The sequence below is a fragment of the Streptomyces sp. NPDC127595 genome (genome assembly GCF_042671685.1).
GTDB lineage: Bacteria > Actinomycetota > Actinomycetes > Streptomycetales > Streptomycetaceae > Streptomyces.
In genome coordinates, this window is sequence record NZ_JBHXWK010000001.1 from 128,024 (window position 1) to 152,990 (window position 24,967).

22 protein-coding genes are annotated in these 24,967 nt (G+C 69.5%); 13 read left to right on the forward strand and 9 right to left on the reverse strand.

Annotation, left to right across the window (positions count from 1 at the left end; translation table 11 throughout):
- Positions 1-69: 69 nt before the first annotated feature.
- Positions 70-789: a TetR/AcrR family transcriptional regulator gene (locus tag ACFVKT_RS00565; protein ID WP_385726055.1), complete on the forward strand. Its 720-nt coding sequence runs from the start codon at positions 70-72 to the stop codon at positions 787-789.
- Between the two features lie 84 nt (positions 790-873).
- Here ACFVKT_RS00565 and ACFVKT_RS00570 read toward each other — a convergent pair whose 3' ends face one another.
- From ACFVKT_RS00570 to ACFVKT_RS00580, 3 genes are all read right to left on the reverse strand, one after another.
- Positions 874-1,779 (reverse strand): LysR family transcriptional regulator, encoded by a 906-nt coding sequence (locus ACFVKT_RS00570; protein ID WP_385726057.1) that lies wholly within the window; start codon positions 1,777-1,779, stop codon positions 874-876.
- A gap of 132 nt (positions 1,780-1,911) precedes the next feature.
- A complete protein-coding gene (locus tag ACFVKT_RS00575) occupies positions 1,912-2,847 on the reverse strand; it encodes a dihydrodipicolinate synthase family protein (protein ID WP_385726059.1) in 936 nt (311 codons plus the stop codon).
- Positions 2,848-2,880: 33 nt separating this feature from the next.
- Positions 2,881-3,666 carry an SDR family oxidoreductase gene (locus ACFVKT_RS00580; RefSeq protein WP_385726061.1) on the reverse strand — a complete coding sequence of 262 codons (786 nt, stop codon included), beginning with the start codon at positions 3,664-3,666 and terminating at the stop codon, positions 2,881-2,883.
- Between the two features lie 263 nt (positions 3,667-3,929).
- Between ACFVKT_RS00580 and ACFVKT_RS00585 the strand changes: the two genes are divergently transcribed.
- Together ACFVKT_RS00585 and ACFVKT_RS00590 are read left to right on the forward strand one after the other, a co-directional pair.
- Positions 3,930-5,273, forward strand: a complete 1,344-nt coding sequence (locus tag ACFVKT_RS00585) for a zinc-binding dehydrogenase (protein ID WP_385726063.1) — start codon at positions 3,930-3,932, stop codon at positions 5,271-5,273.
- On the forward strand, positions 5,263-6,441 hold the full coding sequence (locus tag ACFVKT_RS00590) for a DUF3500 domain-containing protein (protein ID WP_385726065.1): 1,179 nt from the start codon (positions 5,263-5,265) through the stop codon (positions 6,439-6,441). Before ACFVKT_RS00585 ends, ACFVKT_RS00590 begins: the two co-directional genes overlap by 11 nt.
- 88 nt (positions 6,442-6,529) lie before the next feature.
- On the opposite strand, the gene ACFVKT_RS00595 is transcribed toward ACFVKT_RS00590, so the two are convergent.
- A complete protein-coding gene (locus tag ACFVKT_RS00595; RefSeq protein ID WP_385726066.1) occupies positions 6,530-7,585 on the reverse strand; it encodes a phosphotransferase family protein in 1,056 nt (351 codons plus the stop codon).
- Positions 7,586-7,893: 308 nt separating this feature from the next.
- Here ACFVKT_RS00595 and ACFVKT_RS00600 point away from each other — a divergent pair, with 308 nt between their 5' ends.
- The 3 genes from ACFVKT_RS00600 (at position 7,894) to ACFVKT_RS00610 (ending at position 10,392) form a co-directional block, all read left to right on the forward strand.
- Positions 7,894-8,529, forward strand: a complete 636-nt coding sequence (locus ACFVKT_RS00600) for a TetR/AcrR family transcriptional regulator (RefSeq protein ID WP_385726068.1) — start codon at positions 7,894-7,896, stop codon at positions 8,527-8,529.
- A 58-nt stretch (positions 8,530-8,587) separates the two neighbouring features.
- Complete coding sequence (locus tag ACFVKT_RS00605; protein WP_385726070.1) at positions 8,588-9,538, forward strand: LysR family transcriptional regulator; 951 nt, start codon at positions 8,588-8,590, stop codon at positions 9,536-9,538.
- Between the two features lie 122 nt (positions 9,539-9,660).
- Complete coding sequence (locus ACFVKT_RS00610; protein WP_385726072.1) at positions 9,661-10,392, forward strand: YoaK family protein; 732 nt, start codon at positions 9,661-9,663, stop codon at positions 10,390-10,392.
- Positions 10,393-10,419: 27 nt separating this feature from the next.
- On the opposite strand, the gene ACFVKT_RS00615 is transcribed toward ACFVKT_RS00610, so the two are convergent.
- The gene (locus tag ACFVKT_RS00615) at positions 10,420-12,585 is read right to left on the reverse strand and encodes a 3-hydroxyacyl-CoA dehydrogenase NAD-binding domain-containing protein (RefSeq protein WP_385726074.1); all 2,166 of its coding nucleotides are present in this window, start codon (positions 12,583-12,585) and stop codon (positions 10,420-10,422) included.
- A gap of 161 nt (positions 12,586-12,746) precedes the next feature.
- Positions 12,747-13,961: an acetyl-CoA C-acetyltransferase gene (locus ACFVKT_RS00620; protein ID WP_385726076.1), complete on the reverse strand. Its 1,215-nt coding sequence runs from the start codon at positions 13,959-13,961 to the stop codon at positions 12,747-12,749.
- A gap of 182 nt (positions 13,962-14,143) precedes the next feature.
- Between ACFVKT_RS00620 and ACFVKT_RS00625 the strand changes: the two genes are divergently transcribed.
- From ACFVKT_RS00625 to ACFVKT_RS00640, 4 genes are all read left to right on the forward strand, one after another.
- Entirely contained in the window at positions 14,144-15,406 is a 1,263-nt protein-coding gene (locus ACFVKT_RS00625; RefSeq protein ID WP_385726078.1) for a TetR/AcrR family transcriptional regulator, read from the forward strand.
- Positions 15,407-15,501: 95 nt separating this feature from the next.
- A complete protein-coding gene (locus ACFVKT_RS00630) occupies positions 15,502-16,134 on the forward strand; it encodes a TetR/AcrR family transcriptional regulator (protein WP_385726079.1) in 633 nt (210 codons plus the stop codon).
- A 120-nt stretch (positions 16,135-16,254) separates the two neighbouring features.
- Positions 16,255-17,124 (forward strand): enoyl-CoA hydratase-related protein, encoded by an 870-nt coding sequence (locus ACFVKT_RS00635; RefSeq protein WP_385726081.1) that lies wholly within the window; start codon positions 16,255-16,257, stop codon positions 17,122-17,124.
- Positions 17,124-18,275 carry an acyl-CoA dehydrogenase family protein gene (locus ACFVKT_RS00640; protein WP_385726083.1) on the forward strand — a complete coding sequence of 384 codons (1,152 nt, stop codon included), beginning with the start codon at positions 17,124-17,126 and terminating at the stop codon, positions 18,273-18,275. The genes ACFVKT_RS00635 and ACFVKT_RS00640 overlap by 1 nt, the downstream gene beginning before the upstream one ends.
- Before the next feature lie 79 nt (positions 18,276-18,354).
- Here the strand turns inward: ACFVKT_RS00640 and ACFVKT_RS00645 are convergent, their stop codons facing one another.
- On the reverse strand, positions 18,355-19,200 hold the full coding sequence (locus ACFVKT_RS00645; protein ID WP_385726085.1) for a patatin-like phospholipase family protein: 846 nt from the start codon (positions 19,198-19,200) through the stop codon (positions 18,355-18,357).
- Positions 19,201-19,305: 105 nt separating this feature from the next.
- On the opposite strand from ACFVKT_RS00645, the gene ACFVKT_RS00650 reads away from it, so the two are divergent.
- The 3 genes from ACFVKT_RS00650 (at position 19,306) to ACFVKT_RS00660 (ending at position 22,050) form a co-directional block, all read left to right on the forward strand.
- Positions 19,306-19,719, forward strand: coding sequence for a DUF6153 family protein (locus ACFVKT_RS00650; RefSeq protein ID WP_385726087.1), 414 nt, complete (start codon positions 19,306-19,308; stop codon positions 19,717-19,719).
- A gap of 91 nt (positions 19,720-19,810) precedes the next feature.
- A complete protein-coding gene (locus ACFVKT_RS00655) occupies positions 19,811-20,449 on the forward strand; it encodes a DUF305 domain-containing protein (RefSeq protein WP_385726088.1) in 639 nt (212 codons plus the stop codon).
- 242 nt (positions 20,450-20,691) lie between these two features.
- Complete coding sequence (locus ACFVKT_RS00660; protein ID WP_385726090.1) at positions 20,692-22,050, forward strand: 8-oxoguanine deaminase; 1,359 nt, start codon at positions 20,692-20,694, stop codon at positions 22,048-22,050.
- 161 nt (positions 22,051-22,211) lie between these two features.
- Here the strand turns inward: ACFVKT_RS00660 and ACFVKT_RS00665 are convergent, their stop codons facing one another.
- Entirely contained in the window at positions 22,212-23,630 is a 1,419-nt protein-coding gene (locus ACFVKT_RS00665; RefSeq protein WP_385726091.1) for an FAD-dependent oxidoreductase, read from the reverse strand.
- A gap of 390 nt (positions 23,631-24,020) precedes the next feature.
- Positions 24,021-24,755 (reverse strand): translation initiation factor IF-2, encoded by a 735-nt coding sequence (locus ACFVKT_RS00670; RefSeq protein WP_385726093.1) that lies wholly within the window; start codon positions 24,753-24,755, stop codon positions 24,021-24,023.
- Positions 24,756-24,967: the final 212 nt, after the last annotated feature.

A 24,967-nucleotide genomic window follows, 5' to 3' on the forward strand; every position in this document is an offset into this window, starting at 1 on the left:
AAGTGCGTTACGGCTACGCGGACTCCGTAATCGTGGTCGAGATCGTGTGGAGAGATGAGGGAAGCTTTCATGGCCGTAGAGGCAGCTGCCGTTCCGGGCAGTCCGGCCTGGTGGGCGAGCCGCCCGCCGGTCCCGGTCCACCGCCGGGGGAGGCCCCCGGCGGACGTGGGCAAGATCGTCGACATGGCGCTGAAACTCGTCGACGAAGTGGGGATCCAGACGCTGACCCTGCGGATGCTGGCCGACGCTCTGGGGTCGGGTACGGCCACTCTCTACCGGCACTTCGCCAGCAAGGACGAGCTCCTGGTCCATGTGGTGGACCGGATCCTGGGTGACGTACGGGTGGACCCGGCGTCACTGGAGGGGCTGAACTGGCGAGAAGCCACCGTGGTCGGAGCCGAGGCTTTCTACGACACCCTGTGCAGGCATCCCAATGCGCTTCCGCTGCTGGTGGAGCAGGTTCCCGTCGGTCCGAACGGTCTGCGCAACCGGGAGCTCATCATCGGACTCCTCCTTGCCTTCGGCTTCCCCGTCGACCTCGCCGCCCGCGCGTTCACCGCGATCGGCCACTACGTGATCGGCTTCGCCATCCAGCAGCACGGGCCGGGAGCAGCGCGCCCCGAAGACGGGCCGCAGCTGCTCGATTTCTACCGTTCCCTCGACCCGGCGGCCTACCCGGCCACGGCAGCCGCCGCGGAGGAACTCACCGGTGTCCCTCTGCGCGAGGAGTTCCGGTTCGGACTCGACCTTCTCCTGGACGGTCTGGAGCGCGTCAGGAAGGCGAGGTGACAAGCCGCGACGGCCGCCTTCGGGGCGGCTGCTCAGCAGTAGAACGTGTCCGGTGATCAGGGGCAGCTCGGCTTTGGGGACAACTCAGCAGCAGAGCGCGTCCGGCGGCAGGTCGCGTCCGGCAACCAGCGGCAGCTGCGCCGAAGTGAGCATGTCGCGGTACTCCTCCGCCAGCCGGGAAGGCTGCTTGCGGCTGAAGGCCACGAGTTCGCGGAAATAGCCGGAGCCGATCCGCCGCGCATGCTTCGACCAGGCACTGGGCACCGCGTTCTCCGGAGCCACCGCCATTCCGATGCCCTCGATGGCGAACTGCAGGGCCGCGGACACCTGGCCGGTCCGAGCCACCGCCCGAGGAGCGAAGCCGAGACCGGCCGTCACCCAGTCGACGACCTCGCTCATGCCCTGCTCGGGCTCGTACAGCACCCAGTCGGCCGACGCGAGTTCAGCCGGCTCCGCGGCCGCGCCACTCTCGTGTTCGTCCGGTCCGACGACCACCATCTGCTCGTAACCGAGCGAGACGGCCGGTCCCTCCCAGGCCGGTGGCCGTGGCCCGACGGCCAGGTCACCCTGCCCGCCGCGAGCGGCCTCCTCGAGGTCACGGCGGTGCGAGAAGTCGTGCAGGCGGAGGACCGTCGTGGGGAACAGGGAGTGCCACCGGGCGGCGGACGGGGGCAGCACACCTGAGGCCACCGACCTCACGGTCAGCACATGCACATCGCCCCTGCGGCCTTCGGTCACCTGGCGGACGGCGTCCTTGGCATCCTGTGCGGCCTGGACCACGCGTTGCGCCTGGGGCAGGAAGGCCCGGCCCGCAGGAGTCAGGGTTACGCCATGACGGCCCCGTTCGAGGAGCGCGGAGCCGAGTTCCTTCTCCAGAATGCGGATCTGCTGCGACAACGACGGCTGGGTGACGTAAAGCCTGGTTGCGGCTCCGCTGAACGAGCCGCTCTCCCAGATGGCGAGGAAGTATTCCAGCTGGCGCAGCTGCATGCCGTCAAGCTACCTGACACCAGGCCTGCCCGGAACAGCCGCGACCGCGGTGATGTGCGGTCATCGGCCTGCCGATCTGCTGCGCGAGCAGCCTGGTCAGCGAGCCTTTGAACTGCGGTTGCCCCTGTCCGGTTATCCCGCGACGGAGATGCTGCTGTCCTGGCGGGCCAGCCGTGCCAGCAGATAGTCCACCTCTTCCCGGGCTTTGGGCGACAGAGCCGGTGCCGGGCTGCGCTGGGCGTCGGATGCGAGCAGACCGCGCCGCCTCATGACGTATTTGCGCACCGCCAGACCGATTCCCGGCTGCTGTTCGTATCGCAGCAGCGGCAGGTGTGCGTCGAAGATGTCGTGAGCGGAATCGCGGTCTCCCGCCGCCGTGCGCTCGACCACTTCCACGAGCATTTCGGGGAAGCAGTAACCCGTCATCGCACCGTCCGCGCCACGCTCGGTCTCGAAGTCCAGGAAGAGCCCGCCGTTGCCGCACAGGATCGACAGCCGCGGCATGTCCCCGGCAGCTTCGAGCCGTCGTAGGGCACTGATCTTTTCCAGGCCCGGCCAGTCCTCGTGCTTGAGCATGACGCAACCCGGTGCGTTGCGTGCGATGCGCGCGATGACCGAGGGGGTCATGACGACGGAGAAGGACAGCGGGTAATCCTGGATCACCAGCGGCACTTCCCCGCCGATTTCCTCGGTGATCCCTTGGTAATAGGAAACGATCTGGTCGTCGGTTCGCAGGGTGTTCGGCGGGGCAGCCATGACGCCGGCCGCTCCGGCCGCCATGACATCCGAGGTGAGGGTGCCCATGGCCGCGTATCCGGGTGCGGACACTCCGACAACGACGGGAAGCGTGGTCCTTTTCAGGACATGGGTGACTATCCGTACCGCTTCGCCGTGAGTCAGTTTGGGCGCCTCGCCCATCTGCCCGAGCAGCGTCAGACCGGATACACCGGCCGATTCATAGAAGTTCACAAGTCGACTGAGCGAGTCGAAGTCGACGCTTCCTTCGCTGTCGAAAGGGGTCGGCACAATGGCGAAAACCCCTTTCGTCTCGCGGGTCAGCATCACCATGGTCCGAACTCCCTTACGGCAGTGTACTGAGGATCAAAGGCTCGCAATGAGGCCACCGTCGACCCGCACCAGCGAGCCGGTCACATAGGAGGCCGGGGCGCTCGCGAGAAAGGTGACCATGGAGGCGTATTCACGTGGATTTCCGTAGCGGCCCGCCGGAATTGTCGCGAGGCTTGCCGCCGAGATCTGTTCGACGGTCTTTCCCTCGCGCTCGGCCTTGGCCCGGTCAAGAAATTCGGTTCGCTGTGTCCCTATTCGCCCCGGCACGACGACGTTGCACGTCACACCGTCGGCGGCGACCTCCCGGGCCAGCGTCTTGGACCAGCCGAGAAGGCCGGCGCGGAGGGCGTTCGACAGGCCCAGGTTCGGGATGGGCGCGACGACACCGGAGCTGGTGCTGGTGATGACGCGCCCCCAGCCCCGGCTCCTCATGCCGGGTACGACACTGTCGGTGATGGCGATCACCGAGAGGACCATGGACTGGAAGTAGTTGATCCAGACCGTGGGATCCTGGCCGAGAACGGGTGACGGTGGCGGTCCGCCCGTGTTGTTCACAAGGATGTCGACGGGGCCGAGGGACTCCTCGATCGCTCTCGTGTTTCCCTCGATGGCGCTGAGTTCCCCGATGTCCCATCCCAGGGCCAATGCCTGTCCGCCCGCGTTGATGATGGACTCGGCCCGCAGTTCGGCGGCTTCGGCGTTGATGTCCGCGACCGCCACCTTGGCACCCTCCTCCGCCAGCATCTGGGCGATCGCGCCTCCGATGCCGCCGCCTCCGCCCAGCACAAGCGCGGTCCTGCCGGCAATCCCCAGATCCACAGCGCTGCTCCTCACATGGCGAACCAGTTTCCCGTTCGCTCGCGAATGCCTGATTCGGCGACTGTGGCACAGCGGCAGTGCGGGTACCAATAAGAATTTTCCCCACCGCCGATAGGAAGTGCCTATGCGACTTGTATAGGCGCTGTCTATACGAGTCGGCAAAGAATCCTCTTGGACAGGAATGCCCGGCCCGCAAAGACTTGCGGGTATGCCCGCCGGGGCAAGAGCCGTGATGCCCGCCGGGGCACGAAGGGAGCCACGTCATGTCGTTGCCGGAGACAATGCTGGCCGCGGTGCTGGGTGGCCCGGGGGTCATCAGGACCAGCAGGCTGCCCCTCCCGCAGGTCGGACCGGAGGACGTTCTCGTACACGTCCGAAGGGCATCGCTGTGCGGAACAGACCTCAAGATTCGCAGCCACAAGTTCTTCGCCGACGGCAAACCCGCCTCCGATCAGTTCGTACCCGGCCACGAGTACGCGGGAGTGGTGGCGGCCGTCGGGAGCGCCGTCGACGAGTTCCAGATCGGCGACCGCGTGGTCACCGAGGCCCACCGGGGCTGCATGCGGTGTGCCAACTGCCTGGCCGGGGCGTATACCGACTGCCTCAACTACGGGAACAGCCGCAAGGGCCATCGGGTGCAGGGGATGACCGTCAACGGCGGCTTCGCCGAATACGCGCTCAACCATGTGTCCACCCTGTACCGGCTTCCGGACTCCGTCGACTTCGACGCGGCGGTGGTCCTCACCACCGTCGGCACCGTCATGCACGCCCTCGATGTACTCGGCTCGCTGATCGTCGGCGCGAGCGTCGCGGTGATCGGTCCTGGCCCCATCGGACTGCTGGGGGCGCAGGTGGCCCGCGAACTCGGGGCCGAGGTGGTCGTGTTGACCGGGACGCGGGATGCCCGGCTGGAGATCGGCAGGAAGTTCGGCGCCGACCTGATCGTCAACTCACGTGACGAGGATGCTGTCGCGGCGGTCCGTAACGTCACCGGGGGACTGGGCGCCGACATCGTCCTGGAATGCTCGGGCGCTCCGAGCGCGGTCGACGACGCTCTGCGCATGGCCAGGCGGTCCGGCAAGGTCGTGCTCGTGGGCTTCTTCGACCGGCCGGTCACGGCCGACCTCAACCATGCCGTGATGAACGGCATCACCATCCAGACAGTGCGGGGCGAGGGGGCCGGCTCGGTGGCCAGAGCGGTCTCACTGGCGGGCCGAGGCCGGCTCCGCACCGCCGAGCTGGTGACACACCATTTCGGTCTCGAGGACATAGCGGAAGCCTTCGACACCTACGCCGAACGCAGAGGCAATGCCATCAAGGTGATGCTGGACGTGTCGGAAGACGTGGTGTCCGGCGGCGACGACGACGTGGTGGTGTCGGAGAGCCTGGCGTCGGGGGAGCCCGTGGTGTTGGAGGGCCTGGCGTCGGGGGAGCCCGTGGTGCCTGGGGTTGTGGTGTCCGCGGGTCGCGTGGTGTCTGGGGTTGTGGTGTCCGCGGGTCGCGTGGTGCCTGGGGTTGTGGTGTCCGTGGACCGCGTGGTGCCTGGGGCTGTGGTGTCCGTGGACCCCGTGGTGCCCGGGGACACGGAACCGTCTCGTGTCGCCTGAGAGCCCGTCGCGGCCGGTGCCCGGTGCCACGGCCGCGGGGCGCGAACGGGTGGCTGCCGCCATGACCGCCGCGGCGGCGGCGTGGTTGGGCTCCCTCGCACCGGACCAGGTGGCCGTCGCCCAGCACGGCTCCCCGCTGACACCGGGGGCGGAGGCCGAGCGCCTGAGGTGGTTCTACACGCCGACCGATCACGGCGGTCTTGCCGTCCGGGACCAGACGCCCCGTCAGCAGAGCCTCGCCATGCAGTTGGTGGCGTCCGGACTGTCCGAGGCGGGGTTCGCCACGGTCGCGACGGTGATGGGTCTGGAGAACATCCTCGACCAGGTCGAAGGCTGGCAGGTCAGCTGGGGCAGGCAGCGGGGCCGCGACCCGGGGCTGTACTGGCTCAGGCTCTTCGGCCGGCCCGGGGAGCCGGTCTGGGCCTGGCGATTCGGCGGCCACCACATTTCCCTGAACAACCTGATCGTCGCGGGCAGAGTCGTGTCGACGACGCCGTGCTTCGTGGGGGCCGACCCCGCGGAGACCGTGCTCCTGGGCGGATCGTTGCGCCCCCTGCACGGACTGGAGCACGGCGCCCGGCAGTTGATCTCCTCGCTCGGCGCGAGGCAGCGGCGGCAGGCGTTGCTCCATGAACGGGCCGTGTCCGACATCGTGTCCGGCAACAGGCCGACCGTCGCCCATGGCGACACCATGATGCATATGCAGGACCTGTGGCGTGGACAGTTCGCCGACCCGAGCCTCGTGGACCTCGTCGACGACATCGACCGGCGCGCGGAGGAAGGCAGCGGCTACACCGAGAGCGACCATGCCGCTCTGGCGATCTCCCTCTCGCCGAAGGGGCTCAGCGCCCGCGACATGGACGCCGACCAGCGTGCGGGTCTACGGCGGCTGATCGCTCTGTACACCGGCCGGGCTCCGCAGGCACTCGCCGATGCGTACGCCGCGCACTACGCGACCGAGTCCGTGCTCGACGAGGTGTACTTCGGCTGGGCGGGCGGTACGGACGCCGGCGAGCCGCACTACTACCGGGTCCAAGGCCCCCACGTGCTCATCGAGTACGACAACACCCAGCGCGGAGCCAACCACGCCCACTCCGTATGGCGGGACCTGACCTCCGACTTCGGGCTCGACATCCTCGCCGAGCACCGGGCACGCTCCGCCCACTAGGAGCCCGTACGCACACTCCATCCGGGCGGGTCGTTTCCGGTACGAAGTCCCCGCGCGGGCGCACGCCCTCCGTCCTCCATGCCCTCGCTCAGCGTCCCTGCTGTCCAAGCCGTGCCAGGCCCTCTTCCGCGCACCGGACCACCTCGGCGTCGAGGTTTCCGAAGTCCTGTCCCGCCATGGCTCCGGCGGTGACCCGGGCGGCGATCCCCTGCACGATGACGGCGAACTTGAAGTGGGCGAAGGCCTCGTAGAAGGCGAGGTGGTCCAAGGGGGCACCGGTCGCCGCCGCGTAGCGCTCCGCGAGGTGGGCCCGGTCCGGAAAACCGGCTCCGGTCGTCACGGTCGGCGTGAGCGGTGACACGCTCTCGCCCGCCTCGCGCCAGTAGAACAACAGCAGTCCGAGATCCGTCATGGGGTCGCCGAGTGTGGAGAGCTCCCAGTCGAGCACGGCGGCGACGCGGCCCGGATCGGCCAGGTCCATCAGGCAGTTGTCGAGCCGGAAGTCGCCGTGCACGATCGAGGACCTCGGCACGGCGACCCTGTCGAGCGCCGCCGCGAGACCGGCGCCGAGTTCGTCGAGTGCGGGAACGTCGCGCGTCTTCGACTTCGCCCACTGCCCCTGCCACCGACGCACCTGCCGCTCCAGGAAGCCCGCCGGCCTGCCGAAGTCCGCGAGGCCGACCTCGGCGGGGTCGACGGCGTGCAGCGCGACGAGTACGTCGACCAGAGCGTCGGCGAGCGCGGTACGGTCCGCGCCCGTGTCGGCGTACCCCGGTGGGAACGAGGCACTGATGATGTGCCCGGGCACCTTCTCCATCACGTAGAACGGCGCACCGATCAGTTCGCCGGCCACGTCCTCCAGGAGAACGGCGGCGACCGGGACGGCCGTGTCCCGCAGCGCCCGCTGGACCCGTGCCTCGCGTCCCATGTCGTGCGCGCGGGGCAGGAGCGCCCCGGACGGAGGCCGGCGCAGGACGACCGAGCCGGCCTCACTCGTGACCTCGAACGTGAGGTTGGACTTTCCGCCGGCCAGCAGCGTCGCGTCGAGGCGGAGCCAGCGCTCGTCGTGCAGGGCCACGGCCAGGGCCGGCGCCAGCCTGTCCAGCCGTACCAGGGGGGAGAGGTCCGCCTGCGTCGCGTTCACCTGATCCTGCCCGGATTCGGTCTTGGAGCGGTGCTGGAGTGCATAACGGCTACGCTAGCACCGAAAAGATTATTTTGGATACGTCGACTCCGTAAACGGCTGGATCACTCCGGTGACTCTCGGTGGCCCTCGGCGACTCGATGGGAGGGAAGAATTCCGTGGCTTCAGAAGTGCCTGACGTCGTGCCTGACGTCGTGCCTGACGTGGTGCCTGACGTAGTGCCTGCTGTAGTGCCTGCTGTCCCCGGCAGCCCCGCCTGGTGGGCGAGCCGCCCGCCCGCTCCCGCCTACCGTCGCGGGCGTCCACCCGTGGACACCGGCCGGATCATCGATATGGCCCTGAAGCTCGTCGACGAGGTCGGAGTCCAGGCGCTGACCCTCCGGATGCTCGCCGACGCCCTGGAATCGGGCACGGCCACGCTCTACCGGCACTTCGGCGGCAAGGACGAACTGCTTGCCCATGTGGTCGACCGGATCTTCGTCGACGTATGCGTTCCGCCTGCCGCGCCGGACGGTCCGACCTGGCGCGAAGCCGCGGAAGCCGGCGCGGAGGCCTTCTACGAAACCCTGTGCAGACATCCCGGAGCACTGCCCTTGCTGGTGGCACAGGTCCCCGTAGGCCCCAACGGGCTCCTCAACCGCGAGCGCAGCCTCGGACTGCTCCTGAGCCACGGGTTCTCGGTCGCCCTGGCCGCCCGCACGTTCACCGCGATCGGCCACTACGTGATCGGCTTCGCCGTCCAGCAGCACGGCCCGGGAGCCGCGCGCCCCGAGGACGAGGCACAACTCCGGGACTACTACCGCTCGTTGGATCCGGCTCTCTACCCAGCCACGACAGCCGGGGCCGAGGAACTGACCTCCGTACCGCTGCGCGAGGAGTTCCGGTTCGGCCTGGATCTGCTGCTCGACGGACTCGAAGAGGTCCGACGGGCGGAATCGGAGTGAGAGCACCACAATGAATCGGTCCGGCACATCGTTCACTCCTAGTCGATCGGCATGAGAGATGGAGCTGCGGCATCTGAAGTACTTCCTCGCCGTCGCCGAGACACGCAACTTCACCCAGGCCGCCGCGAACTGCTACGTCGCACAGTCCGCGCTCAGCCAGCAGATCGCCCGCCTGGAGAAGACCGTCGGCGCCGCGCTGTTCAGCCGCACCAGCCGTTCGGTGCGACTGACGGCCGCCGGTGAGCTGCTCGAACCGCTGGCCCGGCGCATCCTGGCCGACGTGGACAACGCGCAGGCCGCGGTCGACGCGCTGGCGGGGCTGCGTCGCGGGCGGCTGCGGCTGGGGCTGGTGCAGACGCTGGCCGGCTCGATCGACATGGTCGAGGTGATGGCCGAGTACCACGCCCGCCATCCCGGCATCGACTTCGACGTCGCCAACGCCACCAGCTCCGAGCTGACCGCCGCCGTCCTGTCCGGCGGTCTCGACGTCGCCGTGGTCGGCCTCGGCTCGCACGAGGTGCCGGACGGCCTCGACCACCGGCTCCTGGGCAGCGACCCGCTCATGGTGATCGTGCCGCACGACCACCCGCTGGCGGACCGGGACGTCATCGGCCTCGCCGACCTGCCGGATGGCCACCAGCTCATCCAGTTCGCCCGCGGCACCGGACTGCGCCACCAGGTCGAGGCCGCCTTCGCCCGAGCCGGGGTGGCACCCGGCAGGCACTTCGAGGTCGGCCAGGTGTACGACATGGTCCGGCTGGCCGCACGCGGCGTCGGCGTCACCGTCGTACCGCGCTGGTCCGTCTTCGCGGCGGGATCCCCTCTCGGGCCGTACCCCCAGGCTGTTCTCCCTGAAGGCGCCCGGGCGCTCCGCCTGTCGGACGAGAAAGCGGTGCACGACGTCTCCGTGGTCTACGACAGCAAGCGGCTGGCACCGGCCGCCGCCGCGTTCCTCGACATCGTGGACCGCCACACGGACGTCGTGGACGAGCCCCGGCTGCCTGATTGATCGGTGAGACAGATCGCTGAGGGCGTATCCATATGTTGGACCTCAGGCTGCTTCGGGCCGACTCTGGAGGAGATCCACCGGGAGTACACCGCACTCCCGGGCCTCGCGAACGGAGCTCCGTCATGGCTGTCGCACTGCGGGAAGCATGGGCCACCGTGGTCCCCGACATGAGGGACCGGCACGGCCCGCTCCCGCCACTGATGCTCGCCCTGACGGTGGTGACCGGCCTGGTGGACGCCTTCAGCTATCTGCTGCTGGGGCATGTCTTCGTCGCCAACATGACCGGTAACGTCGTCTTCCTGGGCTTCGCCATCGTGGGCGCCGCCGGATTCTCGCTTGCCGCCCCGCTGGTGGCGCTCGGCACCTTCGCGGTCGGGGCCCTCCTCGGCGGCCGCATCGCCCACCGGGCCCGCCACCGCGGGCGGATGCTGCATCAGGCGCTGCTGGTGGAGACCCTCCTCATCCTGGCCGCGTACGTCATCGCCCAGATCGTCGACACCCCCTACACGGGAGCCGTCCGTTACGGGCTGATCGCGCTCCTCGGGCTCGGTCTGGGCGTCCAGAACGCCACATCCCGAGCCCTGGCCGTCCCCGACCTCACCACGACCGTGCTGACTCTCACCATCACCGGCATCGCCTCCGACAGCCGGGCCGCCGGAGGCAGCGGCGGCAAGGCAGGACGGCGGACCCTCTCCGCGCTCGCCATGCTCGCCGGTGCCATTGTCGGCGCCGCCGCCGCTCTGCACGGCGCCCCTGCTCTGCCCCTGCTGCTCGCCACCGTGCTGCTCGCGGCAGTCACCGTCGCGGCGTTCAGGCTGACCAGGTCCGACGGCCCCTGGACCGCTCCGCTGTGACACGGGTGCACCAGCGTGCACCCGGGCTCAGGTGAACAGTTCGCCCTTCTCCGCCTTCTCGACCAGCGACGCCGGAGGGACGAAACGCTCGCCGTACCGCTCCGCGAGGTCGCGCGCCCGGGCGACGAAGCCGGCCGGGCCGCCCTCGTACTGGTTGATGTACTGGATGACTCCGCCCGTCCACCCCGGGAACCCGATGCCGAAGATCGACCCGATGTTGGCCTCGGGGACGGAGCGCAACACGCCCTCCTCGAAGCAGCTGACCGTGTCGATGGCCTCGGCGAAGAGCATCCGCTCCTTCATGTCCTCGAAGGGGATCTCGTGGCCCGGCTCGGTGAAGTGCTCGATCAGCCCGGGCCACAGGCCGGTCCGTTTTCCGTCCGTGTAGGCGTAGAACCCGGCGCCGCTGGAGCGTCCCTTGCGGTCGTAGTCGTCGATCAACCGGTCGACGACCGCCTCGGAGCCGTGCGTGACCCATGTACCGCCATCGGCTTCGAAGCCGGCGATCGTCTCCTGGCGGATCTTGCGCGGCAGGGTCAGCGTCAGCTCGTCCATCAGCTGCAGGGCCGGAGCCGGATATCCCGCCTGGAGCGCGGCCTGCTCGATCGAGGCCGGGTGGATGCCCTCGCCGACCATGGCCACCGCCTCGTCCAGGAACTTGCCGATCACCCGGCTGGTGAAGAAGCCCCGGCTGTCATTGACGACGATGGGCGTCTTCTTGATCTGCCGGGCGATGTCGAGCGCCTTCGCGAGCGCGGCGGCGGAGGTGTTCTCACCGACGACGATCTCCAGGAGCGGCATCTTGTCGACGGGGGAGAAGAAGTGCAGGCCGATGAAGTTCTCCCGGTCCTTCACCCCCTCGGAGAGCTGGGTGATGGGCAGCGTGGAGGTGTTGGAGCCGAGCAGCGCGCCGGGCTCCACGACGTCCTGGATCTCCTGGAAGACCTTCTGCTTGAGTTCGGGGCTCTCGAAGACCGCCTCGATGACCAGGTCGCAGCCGCGCAGATCCTCGGCCTGTGCCGTCGGGGTGATCCGGGCGAGGACCTCGTCGGCCTGCTCGCGCGTGCTCCTCCCGCGGCTGACGGCCTTGTCGAACAGAGCGGCCGAGTAGGCCTTGCCCTTGTCGGCGGCCTCGGCGGAGACGTCCTTGAGGACCACTTCCATGCCGCCGCGGGCGCAGACGTACGCGATCCCGGCGCCCATCATCCCGGCGCCCAGTACCCCCACCTTCGTCGCCCGCCAGGTGTCGTACCCCTCGGGTCGGCTGCCGCCGTTGTCGATGTGCTGGAGGTCGAAGAAGAAGGCCTTGGTCATGTTCTTCGAGATCTGACCGGTGACGAGCTGCACGAAGTAGCGGCCCTCGACGAGGAAGGCCGTGTCGAGATCGACCTGGGCACCCTCGACGGCGGCCGCCATGATGTTGCGCGGCGCCGGGTACTGCGCACCGCGCAGCTGCTTGCGCAGATTGGCCGGGAACGCCGGCAGGTTGGCGGCGAACTTCGGGTTCGACGGGGTGCCGCCGGGGATCCGGTAACCCTTGACGTCCCATGGCTGTACGGCGTCGGGGTGCTCGGCGATCCAGGCCTTGGCGCGGCCGATGAGTTCTTCGGGGGTGTCGACGACCTCGTGCAGCAGTCCGAGGTCCAGGGCCTTGCGCACCTTGTGGCGCTGCCCCTGGAGAAGCACGTTGAGCAGGGCGTCGGTGATGCCGAGCAGCCGCACGGTGCGTACGACGCCGCCCGCGCCGGGCAGCAGCCCGAGGCCGACCTCGGGCAGGCCGATCTGTGAGCCCTTGGCGTCGAGCGCGATCCGGTGGTGGCAGGACAGGGCGATCTCGAGGCCGCCGCCCAGCGCGGCGCCGTTGATGGCCGCGACGACCGGCCTGCCGAGGGTCTCCAGCCTGCGCAGCAGGGCCTTGATACGGGTGACGAACGCCAGAATGTCGGCGGCGTCCTCGGGGCTCGCCTGGATGAGTTCCGTCAGGTCGCCGCCCGCGAAGAAGGTCTTCTTCGCGGAGGTGATCACCACGCCGGTGACCGTGTCCTTCTCGGCCTCCAGCTGGTCCACCACCACGGCGAGGTCCTCGATGAACGCGCGGTTCATGGTGTTGGCCGACTGCCCGGGGGCGTCCATCGTGAGGACGACGACGCCGTCCGCGTCCTCTTCCCAGCGGATGTGCTTCTGCTCGGTCATTGCTTGATGTCTCTCGTCTCGGTGGTCGCGGTCGGGTCGCGGGGCCGGAGCCGTTCGGTGGTCGCCGTCGTGGTCGGGGCGTGGGCCCCGAGCCCTTCGGTGGTCGCGGTCGGGGCGCGGCGCCGGAGCCGTTCGGTCGCCGTCGTGGTGGGGGAGCGGGGTCAGAGCCGTTCGACGACGGTGGCGATGCCCATGCCGCCGCCGACGCACAGGGTGCACAGTCCGTAGCGCTGACCGCGCCGCTCCAGCTCGTCGATCACCGTGCCGACGATCATGGCGCCGGTCGCGCCCAGCGGGTGGCCGAGGGCGATCGCACCGCCGTTGACATTGATCTTGTCCATCGGGACGCCCATGTCCTTGGCGAAGCGCAGGACCACGGCGGCGAAGGCCTCGTTGACCTCGAACAGGTCGATGTCGTCGACGGTCAGCCCCGCCTTGGCCAGCACCTTGCGGGTGGCGGGCACCGGTCCGGTGAGCATGATCGTCGAGTCCGCGCCGGAGAGCGCGGTGGCCACGATGCGGGCACGGGGGGTGAGGCCCGCCGTGCGGCCGGCCTCTTCGCTGCCGACGAGCAGCAGCGCGGCGCCGTCGACGATGCCGGAGGAATTGCCCGCGTGGTGGACGTGGTTGATCTTCTCGACCCAGTGGTACTTCTGCAGCGCCACCGCGTCGAAGCCGCCGGCCTCGCCCATCATCTCGAACGACGGCGTGAGCGCGGCGAGGCCCTCCAGCGTGGTGTCGGGCCGCACGAACTCGTCGTGGTCGAGGACCGTCAGGCCGTTCTGGTCCCGCACCGGCACGACGGAGTCCTTGAAGTACCCGGCCTCCCGCGCTGCCGCGGCGCGCGCCTGCGACCGTAGCGCATAGCTGTCGACGTCCTCGCGGGAGAAGCCCTCGATGGTCGCGATCAGGTCGGCGCTGACGCCCTGCGGGACGAAGTACGTGTCGTACGAGGTCGCCGGGTCCAGCGGCCACGCCCCGCCGTCGGAGCCCAGCGGAACCCGGGACATGGACTCGACACCGCCGGCCAGCACCAGGTCCTCGGAGCCCGAACGCACCTTCTGCGCCGCGAGGTTGACGGCTTCCAGGCCGGACGCGCAGAACCGGTTGACCTGGAGGCCCGCGGTGGTGTCGGGCAGTCCCGCCGCGAGGGCGGCCGTCTTGGCGATGTCGCAGCCCTGGTCGCCGACCGGACTGACGACACCGAGGACGACGTCCTCGATCAGCTGCGGATCCAGCGAGGGATTGCGCTCCCGCATCTCGTCGATCAGGCCGACGACGAGCGATACGGGCTTGATCCCGTGCAGTGAGCCGGTCTTCCTGCCCCGGCCCCGGGGGGTGCGGAGCGCGTCGTAGACAAAGGCTTCAGTGGTCAAGGGAGACGGTCCTCTCTCTGCGGGCCCGCCGTGGTCCGGCTGCCGTCCCGCTGTGTCGCCACTCGATCGAGGCAACCTAATGCTCATTAACTTGATTGACACAAGTTCCTGATGTCAAGGGTCTTTGCCCATTCAGGTGCACTTAATCTCTGTTAACGGTGAGTGGTGAGAGGATCTATCGCATGCCGACGCCCGCACCTCGCCAGCGCACCAGGACCGCCGCCCCGGAGCGGCCGTCCCGCCGCGACCAGCTCGCGCTGATCGCCGCAGGGCTGTTCGCGCAACAGGGGTTCCACAACGTGTCGGTCAACGACATCGCCGCGGCGGCCGGAATCAGCGGTCCCGCCATCTACCGGCACTTCAAGAACAAGCAGGCGATCCTCGCGCACCTGGTGTGCGGGGGGCTCGCGCAGGCCGCGGACATCGTGGAGCGGCATCTCGGCGACGCCACCGCCGGCGCCGGTGTCCCTCCGGCGGAGCGGCTGGCGGCGGCCCAGGAGGAACTGGCGGCCTTCGTGGTGGGCCACCCCGAGTTCGGCGTCCTGTGGCGGCGCGAGGGGCGGCATCTCGCGGCAGCGGACGCGGAGGAAGTCGCCAAGGCGGCCGCGCGGGCGACGATCCCCCTGGCGGCGGCACTCGGCGAACGGCGGCCGGAGCTGAACCAGGGCGACGCCGAACTGCTGACGTGGGCCGCCCTCAGTGTGTTCGGCAGCATCTCCGACCACCGGGTACGGCTGCCGCAGACCGCGCTGGAAGACCTGCTGACGGCCATCGCGCTGGACGTCCTCGCCGCCGGCCTGCCCGCGGCGCGAGAACGCGGCGGCCGGTCACCGGCGGCACAGCCGCGAGCCGCTCTGCACGACTCCCGCAGGGAACAACTCCTCGCCGTGGCCGCGGGGTTGTTCTGGGACCGCGGCTACCACGCCGTCACCATCGAGGAGATCGGCGCCGCCGCCGGGATCGCCGGCCCCAGCATCTACAGCCACTTCGGCGGCAAGATGGAGCTGCTCCAGACGGTCGCGAACCGCATCGGCGAGCACCTGCGGCAGGCCGTCCTCCAGGCACAGAGAGCCGATCTGGAATCCGGCGCAACTCTCGGCCTGCTCGCCAGGTCGTACGCCGACACGGTGACCGAACACCGGGACCTGGTCGCCGCCTACTTCCGCGAGGGCCACAACCTGCCCGGCCGGGACCGCGCCGAGGTACGCCGGTTCCAGCAGGCGTACACCCAGTACTGGGTCGACCTGGTCGCCGCGGTCGCCCCCGAGTGGCCGGCCAAGGAGACCCGTATCCGGGTCCACGCCGCCTTCGCCCTGGTCAACGACATCGCGCAGACCAAGCGCTTCATGGCCCGTCCGTACCTCGCCGACGACCTGCACCCGCTCATGCTCACCGTCCTCCTGTCGGACCGGAGCCGGGCGGGGGAAGCCGATGCCAGCTATTGACGTAACGGCAACAAGGCGATCCGGGAGAGCCGATCTACACTGACCTCCAGTGCGGGGAACCCGCCTTGTTGACACCCCAGGCAGTGAGGACTGACATGAGCGTCGAGCCACGGGTGAGACAGCGGCTGGAGCCGGACCAGCGCAGGGCCCAGATCATGAAGGTGGCCCGTGCACTGTTCGGCGAGAATCCGTACGAGGCGGTCGCCACCACCGACATCGCCCGCGAGGCCGGGGTCGCGCGGGGGCTGATCAACCACTACTTCGGGGGCAAGCGGGGTCTCTACCTCGCCGTCGTGCGCCAGATGGTGACAGCGCCCTCTCCCATCGCCGACGACCTGCCCAACTCTACGGTCGAACGGCGCGTCACCGTGCTCATCGACCGCTGGCTCGACCTGGTCGAACGCAATGCCCCGATGTGGCTCACGGCCATCGGGAGCGAGGCGGCCGGCCGGGACCCCGAGATCGATGAGATCCTCTTCCAGGGCGACGAGACCGCCACCGACTGGGTGATCCAGGCCGCTCGGCTCACGGAATCCGACGAGTGCGTGGCCGAGCTCAGGGCGGCCGTCCGGTCCTTCGGCAGCATGATGCGGGCGGCCTCCAGGGAATGGCTCGTGCGCGGCGCCTTCACCCGCAGTGACCTGCATGTTCTGCTGACGGATACCTTGCTGCACCTGCTCAACGTGACGTTCCCCGCGCTGTGCGCCTCCCGCAGGGCGACCCGGTAGCCGCTGCCCCCGCGGACCCGGTCGCACGGCCGACGTCCCGGGCAGTCGTCACCCACCTCTATTGACACTGCGCCAATAAAATCGCCATGCTGGACCTCATCAGCCCTGCGGAGGAGCACAATGGAGTACACGCAGATCGGCTACGAGGTGAGCGGGCGCATCGCGACGGTGCGGTTGAACCGTCCAGAGGCCCGCAACGGCTACACGATCCGGATGGCCGACGAGATAGCTCACGCCTTGCAGACCGCCAACACCGATGACGAGGTACGCGTCGTCGTGCTCACCGGCGCGGGCGACGACTTCTGCGTCGGAGCGGATCTGAGCGGCGGTGAACTCGGCGTCACCGAGTCCGACGAGGAATCGCAGGCCGCCGTCTGGACCGAACCCGCCACCCGGGTCACCCGTGAGCTGTATCGCAGTGACAAGCCGGTCATCGCCGCCGTGCGCGGTGCAGCGGTCGGGGTCGGCGCGACCATGATCCTGCCGGCCGACTACCGCCTCGCCGCCGACGACAGCAGGTTCGGCTTCGTCTTCTCCCGCCGCGGCATCTACCCGGAAGGCGGCTCCGCCTGGTTCCTGCCCCGCCTGGTGGGCATGGGACGCGCACTGGACTGGATGGTCAGCGGTCGGCTGATCCCCGCCCGTGAGGCACTGAGGTCCGGACTCGTCAGCGCCGTCCACCCCTCCGCCGACGTACTGGACAAGGCGTACGAGCTTGCCCGCGACCTCGTCCAGAAGACCGCGCCCGTCTCGGTCGCCGTCATCAGGCAGGCCCTCTACCGCATGAGCGCCCTCGACTCTCCCGAACCCGCCTTCGCCCTCGACTCGCAGCTCATCGCCAGTTGCGCGCACAGCGCCGACGCAGTGGAAGGAGTCGTCTCGTTCCTCGAACGGCGTCCCCCTGACTTCAAGGGCCTCACCGGCAGCGACCAGCCGGACTTTCTGCCCTGGCGCACCCGCACCGGTACCGACACCCCGGAGATGAACTGATGCCCGCCACCCGACCCCGCTGGAGCGACGACGAACTCGAAGCGGTGCGCGCCCTCGCGCGTACCTACTTCGAGAAGGAGGTCGCGCCCAACGAGGAGAAGCACGCCCGGCAGGGCCACCCGGACAAGTCGCTCTACGCCCGCGCGGGCGAGCTGGGCCTGCTGGGCATGACCATCCCTGAGGAGTACGGCGGTGGCGGCGGCACCTTCGCCAACCTGGCCGTGCTGATCCAGGAGCAGATCCGCAGCGGCGCGGACAGCATGGGCTTCGCCGTGAGCGAGGGCATCGTCGCGCACTACCTGCTCGCGTACGCCACCGACGAACAGAAGCGGCCCTGGCTGCGGAAGATGTGCAGCGGTGAGTGGGTCGGATCGATCGCCATGACCGAACCCGGCGCCGGCTCGGACCTCCAGTCGATCGCCACCCGGGCCGAGCGGGTCGGCGACGAGTACCTCATCTCCGGCTCCAAGACCTTCATCTCCAACGGCCATCTGTGCGACCTGATCATCATCGCGGCCAAGACGGACACCACCAAGGGCGCCGCCGGCATCTCGCTGCTCGTCGCCGAGGTCGACGACAACACCCCGGGCTTCACCCGCGGACGCATCATCAAGAAGGTCGGCCAAAAGGGCCAGGACACCAGCGAGTTGTTCTTCGACGAACTGCGCGTCCCCGTCGGCAACGTCCTCGGCGGCCAAGAAGGCCTCGGCTTCTACCAGTTGATGGAGCAGCTGCCGCAGGAGCGGCTGATCACCGCGGTCATCGCCCAGGCGGTCACCGAGGCTGCCGTGGCCGTCACCCTCGACTACACCAAGCAGCGCGAGGCCTTCGGCAAACCGCTGTTCAGCATGCAGAACACCCGCTTCGAGCTCGCCGAGTGCGCCACCATCGCGCGCGTCAACGCGACCTTCCTCGACGACTGCATCGAGCGCCACCTCCGCGGCGAACTCGACGCCGCCACCGCCTCCATGGCCAAGTACTGGATCACCGACAGAACCGGCGAGGTCGTCGACCGCTGCCAACAGCTCTTCGGCGGCTACGGCTACTGCCTGGAGTACCCCATCGCCCACATGTACGCCAACAACCGCGTGCTGCGGGTGCTCGCGGGAGCGAACGAGGTCATGAAGGAGCTCATCGCCCGGTCGCTGTGACGGGGCGCGGGGGCGGCGGGCAGAGGGTCCGGTCGCGCGGTCGGCGGAGTGGAGAGCCGGTCCTGAGGACTTCTCTCCCTCAGGCCGGACTGCTCCACTCGATCTTCAGCCCGCGGCCCTGTGCGCGGCCCGCCTCGGCGGCGGGCGTGCGGGTGGACGGGTCCAGCGGGTTGGCGCCGATCGCTGTCCGAGACGCCTCGTCCGGCTCGATCAGCGCGACCCCGGCGCCACTCGCCCGCAGCTCCTCGATGGCCTTGGCCAGCGGCTTCTCGCTCGGAAACAGCTCGCTGCCACCCATGGGTGCGATCACCAGCACCCGCGTCGCGCCGACGGCGTAGTCCGCGTTCTCAGCGGAGCGGACGCCTCCGTCGACGTACCGCCGCCCGTCGACCGTCGCAGGCGGCCACACACCCGGAACGGCGCAGCTCGCCGCCACGGCGTCCACCAGGCTCACGCCCGAGGAACCGTCGAACACCCGCGGCTCCCCGGTCTCGGCATCGACCGCGACGATCCTCAACGTACGGGCCGGCCATGCGTGCGACGGCAGCCGCGACTCGATCACCGCACGCCGCTCCGACTCCGAAACGGTCTCGGCGTCGAGCGCGAACCTGCCCACCGCGCGCCGCATGTCCGCGGGGGCGGAGGCGCTCTCCAGCAGCGCGAACATCTGCGCACCGAAGTTCTCCAGGTCGACATCGGCCGGGATCTCCGCGGACTGCCGCTCGGGCTCGGCCTGCCGGGCGTACAACTCCTCCAGGCTCAGCCCGCTTCCCAGCTGCGCGGCGACGGTCGAGCCCGCGGACGTGCCCACGATCACGTCGGCCCCCACGACGTCCTGACCCGAATCGGCCAGACCCGCCAGCAGTCCGGTCATCCAGGCGATCCCGGCGACACCCCCACCGCCCAGCACCAACGCCTCAGCCATCTCGTGTCCTCTCGCGCGCGACGTGTCCACGGGAACTCTAGAACGAACGCCTGTGGTCGCCCCTGGGATACGAGGGGCCCACGGGTCCGCGCTTACGATGAGGCCGTGACGCGCTTCGGACAGCTTGCCGGGCCGCAACCGAGGTTGCGGTGCACCGGGCTGCTCGTCAGCGCTCTGTTGCTGGGCCTCCTCGGCATGCACGGCCTGGGACCGGTCTCCGTGGCCACCGCTGCCTCCGGACACGACCGGACCGTGGCGGCCGCGCCCCTGGGTGTCATGGCGTCGATGCCGGACAGCTGCGATCACGACGAGGGCGGCTGCACGGGGCACGCGGATCACGCGGACGCGGTGTGTGCCGCCGCGTCGGTCGCCGGGGCTCCGGCGGTGGTGCCGGTGCTGGTGCCTGATGTGGAGGTCTGCGCCGGGCTACCGGACGTACGCACCGCCCCGCCGAGCGGCGGGCCCGACGGCGGCCGGGCACCACCCTCGCTGTCCGAACTCCAACTCCTGCGGATCTAGAGCGGCCCACGTGGCGCCGTACACCCATGAGGTGCGGCGTCGCGTGCAGCCATGCCCTTCACCGATCCGGTCACATCCCAGGAGTTCCACCATGACCGCACACCGCACGATCATCCGTCGTACCGCCTTCGCCGCCGCTGTCGCTTCGGCCGCACTCGTACTCGCTGCCTGTGGCAGCGAAGGCGGCAGCGGCGGGCACGACATGGGTTCCATGGAGTCCGGCTCCGGCCCGACGGCGACGGCCTCGGCCAAGCCCGGCGAGCACAACGACGCGGACGTCTCCTTCGCCACCGAGATGATCCAGCACCACCGTCAGGCGATCGAAATGGCCGGCCTGGCCGACAGTCGCGCCTCCGCGCAGCAGATCAAGGACCTCGCCACGAAGATCAAGGGAGCGCAGGCCCCGGAGATCAAGACGATGTCCGGCTGGCTCACCTCCTGGGGCGAGGCGGTTCCCGAGGACATGTCCGGCATGGAGCACGGCACCTCGTCCGCCATGCCCGGCATGATGAGCGACGCCGACATGGCCAAGCTGGAGAAGGCGTCCGGCGCCGACTTCGACACGATGTTCCTCACGATGATGGTCCAGCACCATGAGGGCGCCATCGAGATGGCGAAGACCGAACAGGCCAACGGTATGTACGGTCCCGCCAAGCAGCTCGCGGACGCAGTCGTCACGGCCCAGACCGCCGAGATCGAGCAGATGAAGCAGATGCTCGACGAGAGCTGACGTACAGCCAAAGGGTGGACCGGCGAGGCGAGGGCCTGCCGGTCCACCCGGCGGGTCAGCAACACGCCAAACGACGGGCGCCTGGCGGGTGTGCACAGCATGCAGCCCGGAACTCGGCCACGTCAGCGATGAGTTGACGAGCTTGCTGGGGCGAACCTCATGCCCCGCTAGGCTGTGCGGCGCGCGATCCCGCGCGTCAGTCGGGTGAAGTCGCTGCTGCCTGCCGGAGGTTGTCCGTGTCCGTGGACCCACCCGTTGACCTGCTGGTGAAGGACGCCCTGCTGCTCGTCGTGGACAGCGAGCGGGAGATTCCAGGCGGTTGGGTCGGCATCAGCGGTGGCCGGGTGAGCGCGGTCGGGGCTCCCGGCTCGGAGCCGGCGGCCACGCAGGTGGTGTCGGCGTCGGGTCGCCTGGTGACACCCGGACTGATCAACACGCACCATCACATCTACCAGAACCTCACCCGGTCCTTCGCCCCGGCTGTCAACGGCTCTCTCTTCGACTGGCTGACCACCCTCTATCCGCTGTGGGCGGCGCTGGACGAGGAGGCCTCGTACGTCTCGGCGTACGTCGGGATGGCCGAGCTCCTGATGGGCGGCTGTACGACCTCGATGGACCATCTCTACGTCCATCCGCGCCCAGGTCTTGTGGACGCGCAGATCAGGGCTGCGCAGGACATCGGCTTCCGCTTCCACGCCACTCGCGGGTCGATGACACGCTCCGTCGAGGACGGCGGGCTGCCGCCGCGCAGCGTCACCCAGTCCGAGGAGGAAGTCCTCGCCGACAGCGAACGCCTCGTGAAGGCCTTCCACGATCCCTCGCCTGGGGCGCTCATCAAGGTGGCGCTCGCGCCGTGTTCGCCGTTCTCGGTGACCCGGGAACTGATGATCGCGACCGCGGAGCTGGCCGAGCGGCTCGACGTGCGCCTGCACACGCATCTGGCGGAGGACCGGGACGAGGACACGTACTGCCAGGAGATGTACGGCTGCCGGCCCGTCGAGTACTTCGAGGCCACCGGCTGGATGAGCGACCGCACCTGGGTCGCGCACTGCATCTACCCGAACGACGCGGAGATGCGGCGGCTGGCGGCGGCCGGGGTGGGGGTCGCACACTGCCCCAGCTCCAACATGCTCATCGGCGGGGGCACCGCCCGGGTCCGGGAGATGCGCGAGCTGGGCCTGCCGGTGGGCATCGGCTGCGACGGCTCCGCCTCCACCGACCACGCCTCGCTCTGGATGGAGACCCGGGGCGCCCTGCTCCTGGGGCGCTATCGGGGCGGGCCGGGCGCGATGACCGCGCGCGACGCCCTCGACATCGCGACCCGGGGATCGGCGCGCTGCCTCGGGCGGGCGGAGGAGCTGGGCCATCTGCGGCCGGGGGCCTGCGGTGACCTCGTCGTCTGGGACGCGCACCCGGTGGCTCTCGCCGGCGCGCTCAGCGATCCCGTCGAGGCCTGGCTGCGTTGCGGGCCCGCACGGGCCTGGACCACGGTGATCGGCGGTCAGGTGCTGGTGGAGCGGGGGGAACCCGTACTGCCCGCGCTCGCCGGCGTCCTGCGTGACCACACGCGCATCGCACGGAGCATCCAGAACCTCGTGTAGCGCCGCCGCCACCATCATCGCGCCCGCCCGTCCTGAGCAGAGGCGGGGCCCGAGGGCGCACTGAGTCGGCCGGAGCGGGTGGAGCGGGTGGAGCGGGGTGGAGCGATCGTCCGTCTGGCGGAGACGCCCGACGTCCAGGGCAGAACAAGCGGCGCCCGGCTTTACAGGCGGAGTCCGTATTCGCGGACGAACTCTTCGCCGGATACGCCATTGCCCGCTGCTGCCCGGCGCACCAGTTCCGGTGCGAACAGTGTTGCCGGGTGGGCGGTCATATAGCTGACCGCCCGGAAGGCGGTGGCTACCTGTACGTCACGGCCGGCCGCAGCCATCACCTGCCGCATGGCCCAGGCCTGCCGGTGTTCCTGCACAGTGGTCGGCTTCCTGGCGACGCCCAGCCGGGCGGAGTCGGCGGCGGTGGAGATCTCCCATGCGGCCCGGACCACGACTTGCTGCAGGTCGAAGAAGTGCCTGGCCGGTGCATCGAGGTCCGGCGTCGAGCGCAGGTACTCCGAGAGGCAGGATGCGTGGAGTGCGGCGGATGAAATGCCCTGTCCGAAGACGGGGTTGAACGATGCCACGGCGTCACCGACCGCCGCGAGGCGAGCAGGGAAGCGGTCGAGGGACTCGAAGTGGCGCCACCTGCTGTCGGGGTGGCGGAACGAGACCACCTCGCCGAGCAACTCGCCCGCAGCCGCCTCCTGGTAGACCGGTGGCAGCTCGCGGCAGCGGCTGAAGAAGCTCTCGGGGCCCAGGTGTTCGCTCTCGTCCCCGAAGTAGGCGAGCATGAGTGCCCACTTCTGGTTCTCAATGGCGTTGACGGCCGCCGTGGCCAGCCCTCTCGATGGGAAGTGCGGGCTGTAGCGGTTGATGCCGCTGGTGGGGCCGGTCCAGTCGGGGGAGCGTTTGAAGCAGGCGGTGAAGTAGCGGATGTCGACCTTCAGTCGTTCCATCCATGGCCGAGGCCACCCACCTTCGTCCAGCCAGTCGGAGAGCCTGCTGCCGCGGCCGGTGGCGTCGAGTACGAAGTCAGTGGTGTCGACCGTCTCCTTGCCGTCGGCCGTGTAGCGCACCGCGCCGACGGCACCGCGCGCGTAGTTCAGGCCGGTCACGCGGCCAGTGATCAGGTGGACGTTCGGCAAGCTGAGGGTGTGGCTCCGGATCAGCGCTTCGAGGAAGGGGCGGCTGCTGGTGACCAGCTCCGCGTTGGGCGTCGCGATCTGCTCCACGTCGTCCAGATAGATGGCGGCGTAGTGCGGACTCGACAGGACGGCGCCTCCGTCGAGGGCTTGCTGGACGATCCCGGGATACCAGCGTTCAAGCTGCGCACGGCCGCCCGGCAACAGAGTGTGGACCTGGTAACCCTGCGGGACACCGGGGCGAGGCTCGCCGTCCGCCGTGGTCTCCGCCCTGTCGGGCTCGACAATCACGACTCGTTCGGCGTGGTCGGCGAGCACCCGCGCGGCGAGCAGCCCGCCGATACTCCCGCCCAGGACATGCGCGGTACGGATGAGTACCTCCGCGTCTCTCGGCGTAGTGACAACGCTGAGCCGCTCGAAGACCGCGGCGGAATCGTCCGGCATGTAAGCCTCCAGGAGAGGAAGTTGGCGCCACGGGCAGAGGTGTCACGGGGAGGTGGCCTGGTGGATCAGGGGAGCAGCAGGGCGGGGAGGTGGCCTGGTGGATCGGGGGAGCAGCAGGGCGGGGAGGTGGCCTGGTGGATCGGGGGAGCAGCAGGGCGGGGAGGTGGCCTGGTGGATCGGGAGTGCAGCAGGGCGGGGAGGTGGCATGGCGGATCGGGAGTGCAGCAGGGCGGGCAGGATCGGCACGCGTCGCGCGACCCGGCACGCGTCGTACGACCCGGCACGCGTCGCACGATCCGGCGCGCTTCGCGGCGGTCGCGCCGCGTCACCTCCGCCCGCCGATCCTGACGGGGCACGCGGGCCTGTGCCCGAGGGAGCCAGGCACCCCGTTCAGTGCGGTGCCGGTTGTGGGTCCAGGGCGTTGCCGATGGTGCAGCCGCCCTCTCCGGGCATCCGCTGGATCCTGGACGGCACCCACACCTCGGTTGTGCCGGGGCCGACGCGGGCAAGAAGGCAGTCCTGCGGGTCGAAGCCGTTGCCCTTGACCGACAGGAGAACGCCGACTCGGCCGTCGTCGGCCTTCACCTCGGTACGGATCGCCGGATCCAGATCCAGGGCGGCGAGCGTACGGCGCACCTCGGCCTCGTCGACCCGGCCGCCCTCCGGCACCCGCGGAAGTTTCGCGCGGAGCTCCTCGTACGGCAACTGGGGCGGTTCCGGTGGCGGGGCGAAGGTCAGCGGACGGCCATCAGGGCAGTCCACGTCACGGGGATCCTCACCCCACTCCGACTCGGGTGACACCCGCACTGAGAAACAGCGCCGCACGTTGACCTCGTCAGGGTCGAGCCATTCGTTGTACGCCGAGCCGGACGTGCGGATGACCACGTCGATGCCGTCCCCGTCGTGTGTCGAGGTACCCGTCACCCGCAGTACCTCCACCCCGTCGATGCCGGAGGCGGAGCGCCCGACCTCCTCCGCCGTGCGCGGACGCTGGCTGTAGAGCCGCTCGCCCGCATTCCTGGCCACCTCCCGTGCGGCGTCCGTCGCCTCGTCCTCGGAGGACGGCACCACCCCGCAGCCGGCGGTGAACAGCAACAGCGGGGCAAGAAGCAGCAGTCGGCGCATGCGGCCACCCTTCCGGCGCCGCACTCGGCGGGCAACCGCTCGCGTACTCGGACCGGCGTAGGTGATCGTACTCAGCCGGTGCGGCGGCCGGACATGGGCGCATCCCGGCGTTGGGGACCAGCGGTAGAACCGTTCGCGACTACGGGCTGACCGTGATTGGTCCTGGGGCCTGCCGGCCCGGGGGTTCGGCGGGCTGGTGTTCACTCGCGGAT